The organism is uncultured Selenomonas sp., from assembly GCF_963528755.1.
Lineage (GTDB): Bacteria > Bacillota > Negativicutes > Selenomonadales > Selenomonadaceae > Selenomonas.
This window is the reverse complement of record NZ_CAURXA010000014.1, coordinates 1-16,186: the sequence shown is the minus strand read 5'-3', so window position 1 is coordinate 16,186 and position 16,186 is coordinate 1. Positions and strand designations below refer to the sequence as shown.

Genomic DNA, 16,186 nt, shown 5'->3' with positions numbered 1-16,186 from the left:
CTTGAATCACGCCCCTCTGCGCCTTGCCTTCCTGTTTCTCTCGTGTATCTTTGACCCTCTTACGCAGAGCATCCATCAACCCTTGTACACCGTTCATAGTCAATACCACCTCGTCATCTTTATGGTTTGCTTGAGGGAGCGCGGCGTAAGCTCGACGGCATTCGACTGCAGGAAATATTCCTGCCCCTCGAATTTTATGCGCTCCGTAAAATCAGCGATATGCCCAACATCCGGCACACCGTCTTGAATGTTCGCGTAGACTTCCAGCGTGACGATTTCTTGCGTCTTGCGGTTGAGCCACAGAATTGCCTGTGTCAGTTCCTTCAGGTACGCTTCGCCCTTGACGGGAAATTCCGTATCAATCAGCGAGGTGAAGGGTGCATCATCATCATCGCCTGAGTAGCGCGAGCCAAGGCTGAGATTGGACTGCTCGACCGTGAAGCGGCTTGCCTTGCCGCCGGGCTTTCCCTGCGAGAGCGTGCTGCCCTCAAGATTGCCGTCGACATAGACGGTCGTCGCATACCAGCCGTAGCCCAGTGGCGCGTGGTAAGTGATGCGTTCCGTGCCGCGCTCGTTGTTCCAGTCCGTCCAGTCGTATTCCGTGTGCTTCTTCCCGTCGTTGATGGGTTCTGTCGTGCGCTCCCATTCTTTGACGAGATACACATCTCGCTCGGTTTCAGCGTAGGTGTATTCCGTGCGAGCGGTAGAGCCGTCCTTATTGTGCGTCTGCTTGCTCGTCAAATATTCGCCATGATAGGTGTATCGCGTCATGCCTTTCTCATTCGTTTCGCTTGTCAGAAAGCCGTTGTGGTAAGTGCGGCTCATTTCTTCCCAAGAGATTGTTCCCGTAAAGGGGACTGGCTCGGTATCTTCCTCGTTGTAGGCATTGCCTGCCGTCTCGGAAGCGTGGCCGCTGTGCCACAAGGAGCGCACAAGGCGACGCTCCACGGTCGGCCTGCCATGCGGCCAGTCTGTGATGTCGAGGACGGATTCCTCTTTGCCGCGCTGGACGATATGCAGCGTATCTTCGCGGATAAAAACATTGACCTGTCTCTGCGGCAGTTTCGCCGTCCAACCAAAGAGCGCGGAGATGAAGTCTTGATATGTCATGCCGCTGTCCTCAAAGTTCTGCGACGGCGTAAAGTCATCGCACGCCCAATGGAGCTGCAAGCCGAGCGCGGCGGCGATGGACTGCGCGTAATACGACGCTTTCGCTTCTTTCACGAAGATGCGGATGGCGGAGTAGAGCGTTGCGTCCTTGCTGTACGCGCCTTTCACCGTTTGAAGCAAATCGCGTTGGAGGGTTTCTTCCACGAGGAAGGAGAAGCGATAATCTAAGAGCTGACCGCGCACGGCATCGCCGATGGCAAGCGGCTGCACTGTTTCCATTTGAAAAGTATCGGAGAGCGTCATCTCTCCGAGTGTGACGGCAAAGGAGCGGATGCCGCGAGCGCGGAAGTTGTCGGCGATCTGCGCTACGGCACGCTTGCTTCTTCTTCCTCGGGATGTTTTGACGTATTCGAGCACATGCGGAATGCGGAGCAAGGTGTCGAAGCGAACGCGCACCCGTGTCACGACGGTACGGCGCAGTGCCGCTTTGGCGACATTTCCCCTGCCGAGTTTGCGCCGCGTTTTCGCCGCCACGCGATTCCCCATGCCCGGCGTGCGCTTGGTGTCGCAACGAACCGTCTCCCGCTTGACGACTTCGCGCCCTGTCGCCCCACGCACGATGCAGTAGTTCGGAGATAGCGTGCGGTAAGTATCACAGCGGATGCAGACATAAATGCCGCCTACGCATCTTCGCGTGGCGGCAGAAGCCGTATTTCTTTGTGCAACACGCCGCAAAAGTTTGGCGCTCGTCCAGTCGATGGCAGAGGAGGTGATTGTTCGTCTCGTATCTGCGGCAATGCGGCTGGTGCTGCAAACCTGCCTTTGACTGTCTGCTCTTGCTTCAGCTGTTTCGGCAACTTGGCGCTTGGTATCTACACTCACCGTCTCCCTGTGCTTAGACGCGGGGAGGATCGTGCCGTATAGTTGAGGACGCAGACATTCGATCCCCCTCGGAATCCATGTCATGTATATCTTCGGAGCGAGGACTTCCTTGCCCACAGGAATCCATGAAATCCAAAGCTGCGGTTTCAGCGAAGCGTCCATCCTATTCTCCTGCCTTCCAGCCGAACTTTCTCCCTGTCAATTCCGCCAAGCGCAAGGAAACAGCGCGGCTGTCCACGATGCCGCCTATCGACTGACCTTTCAGAATGTGCTTGCCGTACTCCGTAACGGTCTCACCATTTTTCTCAAGCGCCGTAAGCGTACAAAGACCTTCAGCCGTCCGATATGCAGGATTGCCGACAAGTGCGATACCCGTCACTTGGGATTCTTCCCCATACGTTGCTACAAGCGCCGCCGTGTCCACAGTCTGCAAAAGCACCTGACCGGGAGATGTCGCCGTATACATGCCATTGCCGGAATCTGCCATCGTCGTCTCGACCGTCGTACTCGGCAGCAGGATGACCTGCTCCCTTGGATCAATTACGGTATCCGACAAGATGATATTGGAAAGAAGCCCGTACTTTTTTGTGCTCACGATCTCGATCATCTTACTGTTTCGGAGATCCACGTTATCCCGCTGCCCGGTACCGATCTTCACACCATTCACCCAGAGATTTATCTCGCCTTTTTTTGTCCCTGCATCCTGCTTGATGTGGAAATAAACTGTATTGATATTTTCCAGCTTGAGGTGTGTTGCTGCCTTGAATTCTTCCGGTGCGTCAGCATATTTTCTGATATAGATTTCTGCCGAGTGACTTATATATCCACAAAGAATCCAATCGCCGTAGTTCTTTTGCACACCTGCCCCATGGCGTCCGTCGGCCAAAATTCTAATATCCACATCGTCAGGACTCGAATTACTTTCATGGTGCAGATAGACGTCAAATTTTCCGTAAAGCTCCGTCAGCGGTTCGGTAAGTACGATGCCGCATTTCGCTTTCGGCTGCCAGAAAGCCGTGCCCGTCTTGCTGTACTTTGCTCCTTCTACCGACGTCCCCGTATCGGTGTCGAGCAGATTGGCATATCCGGGATTGATATACTTAAACGCCATGGAATCACCTCCTCAGACTTCTACGATCAGCCCTTCTGCCTGCACGTCGACCGTGGTGTCGTTCTTCGGGCTTTCATCCGATGTGCTCATCGCCTTGACCCAGAAGATGACGTTGCCTTCGCCAACGCTTTGCAGGGAGATTGTGTCTTTCCAATCAGCGGAAGCCAAGACCGTATCTGCCGTGTAGTTGTTGTCTTGAGCGGCCTTCCACTTGGCGGCGTTCGTGCCGACGAACTTGATCGTGACTGCGCCTTCAACTTTGTAGCCGGAATCGCAGCGCACGGCGCATTTGACGGCCTTCTCCTCTTCTTTTGCCGCATCCAGCAGGACTGCGATGGGCGAGGTTTCCGTATCTGTGCTGGCTTCCGTGCCGTCCTTCATGTTTTTTGTCGGATTGTTCATATAGATGTGCAGCTTGTTCGCCATAGTCATACCCTCCAAAATTCCAGTGTGAGCTTATACACCTTAGAAAAGTGCGGCACATAGGCGTATGCCTTCACCGTCACGCGCATATTGCGCCAGACATTCCCCGCCTCGTCTTTGATGTCCACCTTCTCGCGCCCGTCCCAGTATCTCTTGATTTTCTCCCAGTCTGCCGCCAGTACCGTGGCATTGCAGGAGATGCGGTCGCCTTGAGCGACGTGTCCGAAATCCTGCACGACCGCACCGCCGACGATTTCCACCATGCGCTGACGGTCGTCGGGCAAGACTTGCCAGTTCTCCGCTTCAAGCGTCCGCACATCACCAATTTGAATATGAATTGGAATCCCCTCCCAAAGCACGCTCGACAGCGGGACGAATGCGGTCGGCCACATGATCTGCCAAGAGCCGCATCCCCTCGTTGTCCTGTGTCACGGCGTTTTCTATGTTCACCTGCACTTCGATGTTTGCCGTCGATGTGCTTCCCCCTCGTGGCGAAGATTCCCTCACGGATGGCGTGTTGAGCCTGTCCATAACCTTCTGTGTCATGCCGTTTTCAAGCGTTCCTGCAAGACGTTCCATGACTTCGTTCCCGAGCGTGATCTTGATTTCTCCCGGCTCTCTTTCTCGCCTTGGCGCGAAGTTCGGCAGAATATCTTCCAAAGCTGTCTGCCGTGCTTTTTGGAATCGCGCAAGCTCTTCGGGGCGAAAATTCAGATCGTCCTTTGTCAGCCCATTCGATTCACGCAGGTAATCTAGCAGTCCGCTCGTGCCGCCCTTGCGGAATGCTTCCAACTCTTTCTTCTGGCTCTTGAGAGCTTCCAGGGCGGCATTTCTTCGGGCGTCGAGCTTCTCCTTCTCTGCCCATTTCGCCACCTTCACCTCATCCAAGCCCTTCTGCATCCACGCTTTTTTCTCGCGCTCGATGTCCGCCAGACGGTTTTCCAACGAAGTCTTCCAGATGCTGTCGATCTTGGAGGCAACTTCCGTCTCCCACTGCTCCATAATCCGCGCCTTGCTCGCCTCTGCCCAGTTGGCGGCGCTGACCTTGTCCAAGCCTTGACGGCGATAGGCACGCTCTTCCTCGTCGATCTGCGCGAGCCGGTTATCCAACTCCGTGCGATGGATGGATTCCGTTTTCTCTACGACATTGCGTTGGAAATCCTCGTAAATTTTTGCCTGCTTCTGCAGCCGATATTCTTCCACCATCTGCGCGTCCGCACCCGACTGACGAAACTTCTCTGCTTGTCTGGCGGCTTCATGCAGCGCATTTTCAAGGTCGCTGTGTGAGAGTGTGAACAGGCTTTCTTTCCAGTCCTCATTCGCCTTGGCGGCAGCGCGGACGGCAGTGGCATTCTCCCGTGCCGCTTTCGCCCCCTCTTTTTGTGCGCGGCTCTCGTCCTGCAGCGCCTTTTCCGCTTCCTTGGCGGCTTTCTTCTCCGCACGCAAAGCATCGTCCGCCGCCTGCCAGTCCTTGAACTTCTGGCTGCTCGTGGCGGCCTCATATGCACCGATGCCTCCGACGATCGCGCCGCCGATGCCGCCGACGAGCGTACCGCCGCCCGGCTCTACCAGTGTTCCTGCCAAAGCGCCCGTGCCAGCTCCGACGAGCATCGCATCCACCGTAGTCTTGATGCCGCCATGCTTGGCGAACGTGCCAATATCGTGCAAGGTTTCCTTGACAGACTCTGCATTGACGCCGATGCTCTCCATGGCATCTGCCACGCCGTCCAATACGTCTATGGAAGCGCGTGCGAAAGCATCGACTACATTGGCAAGTTCCTCGATGGAGTCCTTGTTGTCCTGGATGCAGCCGATGAGGTCTTGGAATCTGTCTATGACGTTGGGCATCAGGTCTTCTGCGACAGGCAAAAGTGCAGAGCCGAGAGCCAGCTTGAGCTGCCCCGCTTCCATCTCCATCTCGCGCCATTTGAGATACGCTTGATGCGCTTCTTCTGGATTGAGCAGCCCCGTCGTCTTGACGTGTGCGGCGACTTCCATAAGGTCGTCGTACTGTTCCAAAACGGGGATGAGCGCCGCGCCCCTTGCGCCGAGGACTTCGGCGGTAAAGGCTTCCTCTTCGCCTGCTTCTGCCGCGCTTCGATAGCCTTTGGCGAGACGTTCCAACTGCTCGTTTAGCCCCAAGAGATTGCCTTTTTCATCCGTCAGTGCGATGCCAAAACGGTTCAAGGCTTCGGTCGTCATATTGCCCTTCGCACCTGCTGCTTCGATCTGTCGGTCGAGCCTTGCAAAGAGCGGCACGAGCGAGTCGATGTTCGTACCTGCCAAGCTGAACACTCGGCTCATCTGTGCAGCTTCCGCCGTCGTTGTATGCAGGCGTTTCGTCAAACGGTAGATACTCTCGCCCGCCTGCATCGCGTCGTGCGTGATGTTGAACAGTCCTGCGCCCGATGTAAATACCGCCATAAGAGCCGCTGTCTTGGCGTTCAAAATGGACACGCCTTCCGACAGGCTGTGAACTCCTCCCTTGGCAGCTGAAAAACCTGCCGAAAGTTTCTGCCCCATCGACTTTGCGCGGCTGCCCGTCGTCTTCATCTCGGCATTGAGCTTTCGGAGTTCCGCTTCCAACTGTGCGACCTGCCGCTGCTGTTTCAGTAGGTTCGTCTCGGCATAGCGCGTGCGTGCGCCGTCCTTGTCGGCTTTCTGCACATCCTTGAGCACATTGGCGAGAATTTCTTCTTTCTTTCGTTGGATGTCCAGCTGGCGGTTGATGGCTTCATACTTGACCTTGATCTTGTCAAGCTCCGTTCCCGCGCCGTCGAGCTTGGCGAGGTCGACGTCCATCTTGAGTTTCAGCTGACTGCTCCTGCTGTTGAGCCTTGAAATCGTCTCGGACACCGTGCGGCCTGCCGTATCGAAGTCGAGCTGCAGGCGTGCGATGTCCAAACCGAGACTGATATACAGCTCGTCGATTTTCTGTCCTCTTGCCATTTACATCACATCGTCAATGAATTTTTGGCCTTCCTCTTCGGTCTGCGTTATTGCCAAAAGTTGGTCTAAGAGGAAGGCGATCTCATGAGCGTCGACCTCCTGCATCGTCCAGCCGTAGGAGGACTGCAGGCGCTCGTAGTAGCGCAGGATGTTCTGATACGGGGAAAGCGTTACGCCTTCCCCGCCTCGTCGTTTGGGAGCTTCACGAGTTTCTGGAAGGTCAGTGATTGAATCCAGCGGAAAAGCTCTCGTGTCAGAGGCACGATGTCCGCGACCTCGATGTTGTCGTCGATGGCTTCTCGCGTGACTTCCTCGCGATCGAAAGCGAGGAGGATGAGGTCGATTTCCGCATCAAGAAATTCCTCGACGCTGAGATTCTTCTTATCCTCATCGAAGAAGGCGAGGAATCTGCGCCACACCTTCATCTTGGGAGGATTCGGCGCATACTTCCTGCCGTAGAGCGTAATCGTCGGTGTTTCCATTGGAGATTTCCCCGCCTTTCCTCAAACGCTTTCGTACCACTTCGTTCCGGTTTCGCCGATGAAGCCCGTCGCCTCCTCATCGGCTTTCGCATACGACTGCCCGTCCGACAGGCGATAGATCGCTTTCGCCGAGATGGTCGGCGTGTCGTACTTGATGTTCTCTTCCTTCGTATTGCCCGATTCCGAAGGCTCGACAAATTGGACTTTGAAGAACTTCGTGAACCTCTTTTTGCCGTTCCTCTTGTCCGATTGGAACATGACGGCGAAGTACGGCGGTACGTCATCCTTGCTTGCTGTCATGACACCCTTGTCGATCTTATGCCCGAAGAGATAGGCGACATATTCCAAGGGGAGCGCCGACGTGTCGAAGGTCAAGTCATACGAGGCGGTATTCGCCGCTGTGTCGATGGACTGTCCGTCGGCGAAAAGTTCCGCCTGGCTCGTCTTGGGCTTGATGTCCACTTTTCGCAGAATCTTGCCCAGACTGATGGGTGGTTCATACGTCGCCGTGCCGTTCGGCACATCCGTCAGCATCTTGGCGATATGAAGCTTTTCCACATTGATGAACTGCCCGCTCGTGAGATTGGCGGCGGGCGCTGTTACGGTTGGACTTGGCATTATGCTTCAACTCCTGTTTTGAAATCCATGATTTTTACAAAGGCGTGCTTTTCCGCCAGCTCCATCGACTGATAGCGACGAAAGCCGAGAGTGTCCATGACCTTCCTTGCGGCATCCTCGATTTTCTCGCACGCGCCATCCTTCGTGAGGATGTGCAAACGCACGGTCACGCGCCGCTCCATCTCCACACCGTCTGCCGACAGGGCGGGAACGTCGGAGATAACGGAATATACGAGGACGGGATAGCTTCCCGCATCAGGGCTTCTGCCGTGATAGATGCCGCATCCTCTGCGGTCGCGATGCAAGAGTCGGCAAAGTGATTTAGATGCCGCCAATGCTTGATAAACCTTGCTGGCTATACTCATCTTCCTTCCCTCCGCAATGCCGCCTTGACGGCTTCGACGATGTTCTTCTTGATGGCATCCCGCTCGGCATCGAGCGCGGGATAGAGAAACGGCTGGTTGATCTTCGGGCTGAACTCGACGAGTTTGCCATAAGCTGTGCCGTCGGGCGCTTGCGCGTCAGCCACAATGCGCCACGACGTACCGCCTCCGCGCCTGACGCAGTGGATGGACTCCCGGAGCGCACCTGGCACGACGCGCTTATCTCTCCCCCGATAGACGGGACAGCGGCTTTTCGCTTCCGTCTTGACGGCTTCCGCACCTTCTGCTAAGGCTCTTTTCGCCGCATCCATAGCGCCCTTGCCCATCCGGTTCAGCAATTCTCTCGTAGAAACAAAGTCACGGCTCATCTTCCACCAACTCCCTGCACTCGATGACAAGCCATCGCTTCCTGCCGTCCATGCCATAAGGCGGCGCTTTGATTGCCAACACCTTGTTTCCCCATTGGATGAAGTCCGTATCTCGGATGTCTTCCCGATAGCGCATAACGACGCGATACTCAACTTCCTTGACCTGCTCGGCATATCCGTCCGAGATTTTCGCCGCGAACGGCAGAACCTTCGCCCAGCACATGCAGTACCTCTCGCGGCTCTGCTCGACGAGATTGCCCGCCTCGTCGGGCGCATCCCGCGGACGCAGCACCGTGATGCGATGACACAATTCGCCAATGTTGACGTACACTAGAAACTCTCCTTTCGCTCTCCAAACAAAAGAGCACGAAGCGTCAAGGCGAGCTTCCGATGATCAGCCTCTTCGCGATGCTCGTAGAGATACGCAACGGCATAGAAAACCGCTGTCCTTGCCGCTTCCTGCTTCTTGACTTCCTTCCACGACTTAGCACGAAGAATCGCCAGAGAAAGCTGCTCCGCTGTATCTGCAAGGGAAGTGAGTAGGCTGTCTTCGGCATCCGAGTCGATGCGCAGATAGCCTTTAATTTCTTCGAGCGATACAAGCATATAGACGCATCTCCTTTCATCATAAGAAAAGCCGCTGCACCCATTGATGTAGCGGCTCTCTTCCTTATCCCTTGATCTTCAGCAGCTGCACGGCTTCTGCCAGCACGAGCTTGCCGTCGACGCGCTCCTTCATAAGGTACGCCACCATGCCGTTCCCCGCGAAAAGCTCCTTGAGTTCCTGCAACGAGCGCGTGCCGCGATCGCCGATGTTGTAGTAGGCGTAGTCGCCGAAAGCGAGTGCGATCTTCCCTGCCGCAGCCGCAGGCATATATGCCGAGGTGTGGACGGGATAGCCGAGCAGGCGGTCGGGTTCGCCCATCTGGTACGAGGGCTGCCACAGATAGGCGCCGTTGTTGTCCTTGAGCTTGCGGATGCTTGCAAGCGTCTGATCGTTGATGAGGAACGCCGCATTCTTGCGGTAGGGACGCTTGAGGCTGTAGACGAGCGTCACAAGTTCGTCCGCCTTGATGTCGGCCGCCGCTGTGGTGAGGGAAGTCTGCCCCGTAGCAAGAAGCCCCTTCGGCTTATGCACGCCGTCGCCATTGAGGAAGGCATCCTCTTCGGCATTGCCGAGCGCCTTGCCGAACTGCTCAATCAGGTAGTTCTCAAGGTTGAAGGCATTGTCGTAGAGCAGTTCCTCCGTGACCTTGACGGCAACATGGAGCTTGTGCGCGTCGAGGACGATCTGATCGAAAGTCGCATCGCCGAAGGTGAGCGGTGCGCCTTCCTCAATCCACGATGCCGCAGGCTTCGTGGCCGCGATGTTGATCTTGTGCTCTCCGCTCGTCGTGATCGTCGTCGCCAAGGAACGCAGGACATTCTCCTCGCTGAGTACGTCGATAAGGCGCTTGTCGTACTCCTCTGGCACGAGATAGCCGCCGCTTGCGTCCGTGCCTTCCTGCAGGACGTTCTCAACCTGTCGGAAATTCGTGCGCAGCGCCTTGAGCATCGCGGCGCGGTAGGCGTCGCTCGCCCTGCCCGTCTGCTCTTTGCCCAAAGATGCGCCCGGCATATTGGTGATGGGCTGCCTGACAGGACGTGAAAGTTCCGCATCGAGAATCGCCTGCCGCTCCATGCGCTCGATGTCCTTGCCGAGCGCGAGAACCTCGTTCTCCATCTGCTCGTATGCTTTGGCATCCTCTGCCGAGAGGCTGCCTTCCTGCGTGTGTTCATCCAAGAACGTCTTTGCCTGCTCCCAGAGAGCCGCACGCTTTTCACGCATTGCCAAAATCTTGTCCATCGTATCTTCCTCCTCAGTGTGCAATAGAAAAGAGCCGCTTCTTGAGCGACTCCGCATCGACTTTGTTCAGTTGCTTGCCCTGTCCGAATTTCGAGAGCAGGGAGTTTGTGACAGCGGCGCGAGAGAAGATCAGGCCATCCGCTTCGTCACTTGTTGGGCGTTCCTTTTCTCCGTTGAGAATCGCATCGGCGAAACCCAACTCCACCGCCTTCTTCGCATTCATCCATGTCTCGGCATCCATGAGCCGCGAAATCTTCGCACGCGACATTCCGGTCTTGATCTCGTAGGCGTTGATGATGCTCTCCTTGACCTCGGCAAGCAGTGCGATGGCGCGTTCCATCTCGTGTGCGTCGCCGATGGAAATGGTCATAGGATTGTGGATCATTACCATGCCTACAGGAGATATTTCCACGGTCGAACCTGCCATCGCGATGACGGATGCCGCCGATGCCGCAAGACCGTCGATCTTGATGGTGACTTTTCCCGGATAGTCCATGAGCATGTTGTAGATCTGCGCCGCTGCGAAGCAATCGCCGCCGGGCGAGTTGAGCCACAAGATAACGTCACCTTTAGCCGAGTTCAATTCCTCGCGGAAAATGGCAGGCGTGACTTCATCGCCGAACCACGTCTCGTCAGAAATCTCGCCGTCAAGGAGCAGTGTGCGCTTCTCCCCTTCGTTTCGTACCCAGTTCCAAAATTTACGTTTCATCATTTTCCCCCCACTGCTGTTTATTCGCGAACAATCCAGCATCCTTGAGCTTCGTCATACTGCCGTTGATGAGATAGAGGTCGCCGCCTTCATCACCCTCAATTGGATTGAGGTCTTCGAGGCTTCGGATATCGTTCGCGGAGAGCCAGCCATTCTGTCTGCCGATGGCATACCCTTCCATGCGACTCTTGTAGTCTCCGCGCAAAAGTCCATCGACTTTGAAGCGGATGAAATATTCCTTCCGCTCCTTATCCGTAAGCAGGGCTTTCTGCAGCGACTGCTCCCAACGCACCACCCATGGATTCAGCGTGTACTTGGCGAACTCCAACGACTGCTGCTCGATATTGTTGAAGCTGGATTTTTCCAAGTCGCCAATCATGTGCGGCGGCACGCGATAGAGCCGCGCAATCTCGTCGATCTGGAACTTTCTCGTCTCAAGGAACTGAGCTTCCTCTGGCGGGATGGCAATCTGCTGATACTTGACGCCCTCTTCCAGTACGGCAATCCTGCCAGTATTCATTGTGCCGCCGTAAACGGCGTGCCAGCTCTCACGGAGCTTCGATGGGTCTTTCAAAACACCCGGATGCTCAAGCACTCCGCCCGGACGCGCACCGTTCCTGAAAAATGCCGCTCCATATTCCTCCGTTGCCAGAGCGATACCGATGGCGTTCTTTGCCATGGCGATGGGCGAGTAGCCGACAAGGCCATCGAAGCCGAGTCCGGGGATGTGCAGGACATCTTCGCGGCGCAGACGAATCTGCCCCTTGTCCTTGAAGTTCGGATTTTCTTCCGTGCTTCGTGTATAGGTGTAGTAGATTTCTCCCGTGCGGCTGTCGCGGCTGACTTCCATCTTGTCCGGGAGGAGCGGATAGAGTCCGAGAACGCGCCCTCTGCCATCCCGAAGTATCTGGGCGTAGGCATTTCCCCAAAGGAGAAGATGAGCCATGAGTGTTTCGCGCAAGATGAAACTCGTCATCTCCGGGTTCGGCGCATCGTGGAGCAGGAAATACAGCGGATGCTCGTATGCGATTTCCTTGCCAGTTTCCGAACGACGATAGATAGCAAGCGGCAAACACGCGATGGATTCGGCGAGGATGCGCACACAGGCGTAGACCGCTGTCGTCTGCATGGCAGTGCGCTCATTGACCGCCTTGCCCGCCGCCGTCTGCCCAAACAAAAAGGACAAGCCGCCAAGATGATTCTTGGGCTTGTCCCGCGAACGAAAGAGTTTGCTGAATAGGTTCATGGAATTCCCCTTTCTTTATAAAAAGGATTTTCTGCGGTTTAACGAAATCATCTCCCTGATTTACTCGCTATTGTGCTATAATGACATATATTCAATGATTGTCATACAATCCCGTCATAATGAATAGGAGTGGAAAGGAGATATCTCATGACCGCACATCAACGCTTTTTCTATATGATGCTTCTCGTTATCCCCCTGCTCGTCAGTCTCTTTGCTCCGCAGACAGCAGTCGCTTCAAAAATGGAGCAAAAATACATAACGAAAGTGTTGAACTTAATGGCGGGAGACTGGTACGATACCGCCGGCAACCGAATTCTTTGGATTCAAGATGGCTTTATCAACGATTGTCGTGTTCTCGCTGCATACGACTTTGCAGGCAGCAGTTCGAATGGTGCTGGGCGCTTTGAAATCCTTGAGAGTACGGGTACACGAAATCTTTATCTCACATGGGATATTCGTGGTACAGATCAAGACAGCATCAAGCTAAATGGCAGCCAAATGCTGCATCACATGACAAAACCGTCGTTCAACGAATCAATTGCGGGCATTCACTTGGGTATGACCTCAGCTGATGTGGCACAAGTACTCGGCGCTCCTGCAGAAACAAGGAATCTATCTCCTTATGTGAATACCTATGGTTGGTATTATCGTAGCCTAGGCATCGCAGTCACATTCGACGCGAATACGGTTGACCGCATCATCCTTATGAAGGGGAGTTCTGCTTCGCTTGACCGCTCAGGACTAAACTGCGAAAACACTCCGTATGAATTTGCACAGGCTTATCATCTGAAAAGCATCCCGAAAATCGATTATGATGACCGCTATTCAAGCGGCGGATGCTATGCCATCGGCGGTGGAGAATACCTTTCCTTCGGCAGTCGAATGAACCATATCATGTTGAGCAAATATTGGAATTGAATAGAACAATAGAATATCCAAGAACAAATTATGTAATGAGCAGGAGCGCCACCCTTCCGAGCGGCGCTCCTTTTGTTTCAGGTTAGAAGGTTTCGATGCAGGAAAGCTCCATGCTGTTGATTTCGGCGGTGAATTTCGCGCCTCGCGCAATCTCGTCGGCAGCTTTCAAAAGTTCCTCCGGTGTGGGATTCCCACCCATCTGGCAAATGCTGGCGTTGGCTTTGATGCTCTGGCAAACCTTGCGGGCTTCCCAATCCGTCTTCTCGCAATCCGTTTCTTTGCGAATTTCGATGCGGATGCAGGTGTCGCGGTCGCTCTCGTTTACCCAACCCATCGTATTTTCCTGCATCGTGAATCCGTACTCGGCGGCCTTGCTCTCAATGATCTCGGCAATTTCCTTCTTCGTCATTTTCTTTTCCTCCGTTTCTTGTTTCTTCAGTTTTCCCTTTCGGCATGTGTATATTCCCGTACTATCCGAGAAATAGCAAGGCCATATGTGTGTATACAATCGCTCTAAAACACCAAAATCCCTCGCTCATCATACACCGACGCAGACGTATCATTCCCACACCGAATCGCACGATCGAGCGCCATGATGAGCGCAATTATACCGTCGATCTTCTCGGTGGACTTCTCCTTGTCCGCCTTGATGTTGCCCGCAGGGTCGATACGAACGAAGATGTTGTCTGCCATCCAGCGCATGACGGGATGCCCGCCGTGCGCTATTTTCTTTTCCAGCGTCAATTTCATCAGTTCCTTCGTCGGCGGACTCATATCCTTGAAGCCCTGCCCGAAGGGAACAACGGTGAATCCCATTCCTTCGAGGTTCTGAACCATCTGCACCGCTCCCCAGCGGTCGAAGGCAATCTCCCGGATATTGAACCGCTCGCCAAGCCGCTCAATGAATTTTTCGATGTAGCCGTAATGCACGACATTGCCCTCGGTCGTCATAAGAACTCCCTGCTTCTGCCATACATCATAGGGCACATGGTCGCGGCGCACACGCAGGTCGATGTTCTCCTCGGGAATCCAGAAATACGGAAGCACGGCAAACGGCTCATCTTCCTCAGTCGGAGGAAACACGAGCACAAATGCCGTGACATCCGTTGTCGACGAGAGGTCAAGTCCGCCGTAGCAGACGCGACCTTCCAATGCTTCGGCATCCACAGGCGCGGCGCACGCATTCCATTTGTCCATCGGCATCCAGCGCACGGACTGCTTGACCCATTGATTCAGACGCAACTGCCGAAAGCTGTTCTCCTCAGCGGGATTCTGACGTGCAGAATCGCAGGCCGCCTGTACCTTGTCGATGCCGACCGTGATACCGAGCGATGGATTGGACCGCTTCCAGACCTCGGGATCTGTCCAGTCCTCATCTTCCTTTGCGCCGTAGATGACAGGATAGAATGTCTGGTCGATTTTTCTTCCCTCTAAGATGTCCTTCGCCTTCTGATGCGTCTCGTAACAGATGGACTGTGTATCTGTCCCCGCTGTCGTGATGAGGAAATAGAGCGGCTGCATACGCGCATCGCCAGAGCCCTTCGTCATAACGTCAAAGAGCTTGCGATTCGGCTGCGTGTGCAGCTCATCGAACACGACACCGTGGATATTGAAGCCGTGCTTTGAATAGGCCTCCGCTGAGAGCACTTGATAGAAGCTGTTCGTCGGCAAATACACCATGCGCTTCTGGGAGGCGAGAATCTTCACTCGCTTGCTGAGTGCGGGACACATCCGCACCATGTCGGCTGCGACCTCGAATACGATGCTCGCCTGCTGACGATCGGCGGCACAGCCATACACCTCGGCACGCTCCTCGCCGTCTCCACAGCAAAGGAGGAGTGCAACGGCGGCAGCAAGTTCGCTGTTGTGGGTTGGAATGAAGGATTCCCCTACCAGATAACAATGGCTTATGCTGTCCACTTGGATGCACTGCATCGGAATCTTCTCCGAAAGCGGCTCGATATCCGCCAGATAATGAAAACAGGAGCGAGCAATGGGCAGACTTCTTTCCTCAATCTGCAGCGTCTTTGCCGCAGGGATGCGGATGATGGATCGGCGAGCTTCTTTCTCGTTATCCCGATATTTTTCTCTGTGTTTCATCGTCCGACGGTAGATTTCGCCCGTCGTCCAAAGCACGGATTGCGGCTTCCCGATGATATGCTCCACATTCCACAGATGACGCTCTCCCGCCACGATGGAAGAGCCGTCGCAGAAAGTCAGGCGATAGGCTTGCTCCGTATCATCCACATCGCTTTTGGCGACGACGCGACATGGCTTCCCATTTTCATCGAAAACCGTATCGCCGACGCAAATTTCACCCATTGTGGTAAATCCCTCGGGGGTAGGGATTTTCGTATCAAGAGCAAGCTGTTTTCCTTGCTTCTTGGGAATCTCCACATATGCCGTGTTGAACTGCCGATAGCCATTCGGCTTCAAGATGCCAAAGAGGTCACGGATAATGCGTTCCTGCCAGTCGATGAGTTCGAACGGTTTGCCTGCCCACGTTCCCTTCGTATGGCACAGGCATTCGATAAAGCCCACAGCGTAGTCCGCAGCGGCTTTGTCATACATGGAATCCCGTGCCATGAACTTTGTCGGCTTGTAGTCTGTCAGTTTTCGCAATTCATCACCCCCAACACAAAAGGAGATGCCCGAAAGCATCTCCTCAAACTGTATTTTCGTCTCAGCTTTTCGCCTTGCGCCCCCACTCCCATGTGTAGCCGTAGGCTTCTTCGAGAATCTTCCTGTCGAAGCCGAAGCGGCAGTAGGCTCTGTGGAGAATGTCGAAGTACTCCATGGAGGGAATGCCGAGTTTTCTCTCCTCGTGCATGACGTATGCCATGCCGCGCGTTCTGCCGCAGGGCTTTCCGTCTGCGTTAGTCTTAGTGACTTGGACGGTGCGCTTGTAGTAGAAGTTCGGGAAGCCCTCATAGCGGTCGAGCCGCTCTTCATCTGCCTCCGTGATGCGCCAGAGCAGAATCGGTACACTTTGCCCTTTCTCCTTCTCGATGGTCGCATAGGCTCCCGTCTTGCTTCCCTTGAACATCAGCCGCCAACCTTCCAAGCGTCCCGTTCCCAAAAGCTCCGCGTCCGGGCAGCGGCTCTGCATCTGCTCCAAGTCCATGTTGGAGCCGTAGGCGA

Annotated in this window: 18 protein-coding genes; 1 reads left to right on the top strand and 17 read right to left on the bottom strand. The window is 54.8% G+C overall.

From position 1 onward, the window contains the following. Positions 1-99: 99 nt before the first annotated feature. From RWS31_RS10840 to RWS31_RS10775, 14 genes are all read right to left on the bottom strand, one after another. A complete protein-coding gene (locus tag RWS31_RS10840; protein ID WP_314598289.1) occupies positions 100-2,154 on the bottom strand; it encodes a hypothetical protein in 2,055 nt (684 codons plus the stop codon). 1 nt (position 2,155) lies between these two features. After that, positions 2,156-3,103, bottom strand: coding sequence for a hypothetical protein (locus RWS31_RS10835; RefSeq protein ID WP_314598288.1), 948 nt, complete (start codon positions 3,101-3,103; stop codon positions 2,156-2,158). A gap of 12 nt (positions 3,104-3,115) precedes the next feature. Beyond that, a complete protein-coding gene (locus tag RWS31_RS10830) occupies positions 3,116-3,529 on the bottom strand; it encodes a hypothetical protein (RefSeq protein ID WP_314598287.1) in 414 nt (137 codons plus the stop codon). 2 nt (positions 3,530-3,531) lie between these two features. Beyond that, a complete protein-coding gene (locus RWS31_RS10825; RefSeq protein ID WP_314598285.1) occupies positions 3,532-3,918 on the bottom strand; it encodes a phosphoribosylformylglycinamidine cyclo-ligase in 387 nt (128 codons plus the stop codon). Continuing rightward, positions 3,845-6,475, bottom strand: coding sequence for a hypothetical protein (locus RWS31_RS10820; protein WP_314598283.1), 2,631 nt, complete (start codon positions 6,473-6,475; stop codon positions 3,845-3,847). The genes RWS31_RS10825 and RWS31_RS10820 overlap by 74 nt, the downstream gene beginning before the upstream one ends. 170 nt (positions 6,476-6,645) lie before the next feature. Continuing rightward, positions 6,646-6,957, bottom strand: coding sequence for a phage tail assembly chaperone G (gene gpG / locus RWS31_RS10815; protein WP_314598281.1), 312 nt, complete (start codon positions 6,955-6,957; stop codon positions 6,646-6,648). Between the two features lie 21 nt (positions 6,958-6,978). After that, entirely contained in the window at positions 6,979-7,575 is a 597-nt protein-coding gene (locus RWS31_RS10810) for a major tail protein (RefSeq protein ID WP_314598279.1), read from the bottom strand. Next, complete coding sequence (locus RWS31_RS10805; RefSeq protein ID WP_314598277.1) at positions 7,575-7,940, bottom strand: DUF3168 domain-containing protein; 366 nt, start codon at positions 7,938-7,940, stop codon at positions 7,575-7,577. The genes RWS31_RS10810 and RWS31_RS10805 overlap by 1 nt, the downstream gene beginning before the upstream one ends. Then, complete coding sequence (locus RWS31_RS10800; RefSeq protein WP_314598276.1) at positions 7,937-8,326, bottom strand: HK97 gp10 family phage protein; 390 nt, start codon at positions 8,324-8,326, stop codon at positions 7,937-7,939. Before RWS31_RS10800 ends, RWS31_RS10805 begins: the two co-directional genes overlap by 4 nt. After that, positions 8,316-8,657: a head-tail adaptor protein gene (locus tag RWS31_RS10795; protein ID WP_314598275.1), complete on the bottom strand. Its 342-nt coding sequence runs from the start codon at positions 8,655-8,657 to the stop codon at positions 8,316-8,318. Before RWS31_RS10795 ends, RWS31_RS10800 begins: the two co-directional genes overlap by 11 nt. After that, positions 8,657-8,932 carry a head-tail connector protein gene (locus RWS31_RS10790; RefSeq protein ID WP_314598274.1) on the bottom strand — a complete coding sequence of 92 codons (276 nt, stop codon included), beginning with the start codon at positions 8,930-8,932 and terminating at the stop codon, positions 8,657-8,659. Before RWS31_RS10790 ends, RWS31_RS10795 begins: the two co-directional genes overlap by 1 nt. A 64-nt stretch (positions 8,933-8,996) precedes the next feature. After that, positions 8,997-10,172, bottom strand: coding sequence for a phage major capsid protein (locus RWS31_RS10785; RefSeq protein ID WP_314598272.1), 1,176 nt, complete (start codon positions 10,170-10,172; stop codon positions 8,997-8,999). 13 nt (positions 10,173-10,185) lie between these two features. Next, a complete protein-coding gene (locus RWS31_RS10780) occupies positions 10,186-10,881 on the bottom strand; it encodes a head maturation protease, ClpP-related (RefSeq protein ID WP_314598270.1) in 696 nt (231 codons plus the stop codon). Next, positions 10,871-12,127: a phage portal protein gene (locus tag RWS31_RS10775; RefSeq protein ID WP_314598268.1), complete on the bottom strand. Its 1,257-nt coding sequence runs from the start codon at positions 12,125-12,127 to the stop codon at positions 10,871-10,873. The genes RWS31_RS10780 and RWS31_RS10775 overlap by 11 nt, the downstream gene beginning before the upstream one ends. Positions 12,128-12,274: 147 nt before the next feature. On the opposite strand from RWS31_RS10775, the gene RWS31_RS10770 reads away from it, so the two are divergent. Then, positions 12,275-13,045 (top strand): hypothetical protein, encoded by a 771-nt coding sequence (locus tag RWS31_RS10770; protein ID WP_314598265.1) that lies wholly within the window; start codon positions 12,275-12,277, stop codon positions 13,043-13,045. A gap of 82 nt (positions 13,046-13,127) precedes the next feature. On the opposite strand, the gene RWS31_RS10765 is transcribed toward RWS31_RS10770, so the two are convergent. From RWS31_RS10765 to RWS31_RS10755, 3 genes are all read right to left on the bottom strand, one after another. Continuing rightward, the gene (locus RWS31_RS10765; RefSeq protein WP_314598263.1) at positions 13,128-13,454 is read right to left on the bottom strand and encodes a hypothetical protein; all 327 of its coding nucleotides are present in this window, start codon (positions 13,452-13,454) and stop codon (positions 13,128-13,130) included. Between the two features lie 104 nt (positions 13,455-13,558). Continuing rightward, positions 13,559-15,667 (bottom strand): terminase TerL endonuclease subunit, encoded by a 2,109-nt coding sequence (locus tag RWS31_RS10760; RefSeq protein ID WP_314598262.1) that lies wholly within the window; start codon positions 15,665-15,667, stop codon positions 13,559-13,561. Positions 15,668-15,728: 61 nt separating this feature from the next. Continuing rightward, positions 15,729-16,186: gamma-glutamylcyclotransferase family protein (locus RWS31_RS10755; RefSeq protein ID WP_314598260.1), on the bottom strand; the 458-nt coding region annotated here is incomplete at its 5' end.

Coding starts and splice junctions, on each gene's coding strand:
- RWS31_RS10785 (WP_314598272.1), bottom strand. CDS start 10,172: ATGGACAAGATTTTGGCAATGCGTGAAAAGCGTGCGGCTCTCTGGGAG.
- RWS31_RS10805 (WP_314598277.1), bottom strand. CDS start 7,940: ATGAGTATAGCCAGCAAGGTTTATCAAGCATTGGCGGCATCTAAATCA.
- RWS31_RS10820 (WP_314598283.1), bottom strand. CDS start 6,475: ATGGCAAGAGGACAGAAAATCGACGAGCTGTATATCAGTCTCGGTTTG.
- RWS31_RS10830 (WP_314598287.1), bottom strand. CDS start 3,529: ATGGCGAACAAGCTGCACATCTATATGAACAATCCGACAAAAAACATG.
- gpG (WP_314598281.1), bottom strand. CDS start 6,957: ATGGAAACACCGACGATTACGCTCTACGGCAGGAAGTATGCGCCGAAT.
- RWS31_RS10810 (WP_314598279.1), bottom strand. CDS start 7,575: ATGCCAAGTCCAACCGTAACAGCGCCCGCCGCCAATCTCACGAGCGGG.
- RWS31_RS10840 (WP_314598289.1), bottom strand. CDS start 2,154: ATGGACGCTTCGCTGAAACCGCAGCTTTGGATTTCATGGATTCCTGTG.
- RWS31_RS10775 (WP_314598268.1), bottom strand. CDS start 12,127: ATGAACCTATTCAGCAAACTCTTTCGTTCGCGGGACAAGCCCAAGAAT.
- RWS31_RS10825 (WP_314598285.1), bottom strand. CDS start 3,918: ATGTGGCCGACCGCATTCGTCCCGCTGTCGAGCGTGCTTTGGGAGGGG.
- RWS31_RS10835 (WP_314598288.1), bottom strand. CDS start 3,103: ATGGCGTTTAAGTATATCAATCCCGGATATGCCAATCTGCTCGACACC.
- RWS31_RS10790 (WP_314598274.1), bottom strand. CDS start 8,932: ATGCTTGTATCGCTCGAAGAAATTAAAGGCTATCTGCGCATCGACTCG.
- RWS31_RS10765 (WP_314598263.1), bottom strand. CDS start 13,454: ATGACGAAGAAGGAAATTGCCGAGATCATTGAGAGCAAGGCCGCCGAG.
- RWS31_RS10800 (WP_314598276.1), bottom strand. CDS start 8,326: ATGAGCCGTGACTTTGTTTCTACGAGAGAATTGCTGAACCGGATGGGC.
- RWS31_RS10780 (WP_314598270.1), bottom strand. CDS start 10,881: ATGAAACGTAAATTTTGGAACTGGGTACGAAACGAAGGGGAGAAGCGC.
- RWS31_RS10770 (WP_314598265.1), top strand. CDS start 12,275: ATGACCGCACATCAACGCTTTTTCTATATGATGCTTCTCGTTATCCCC.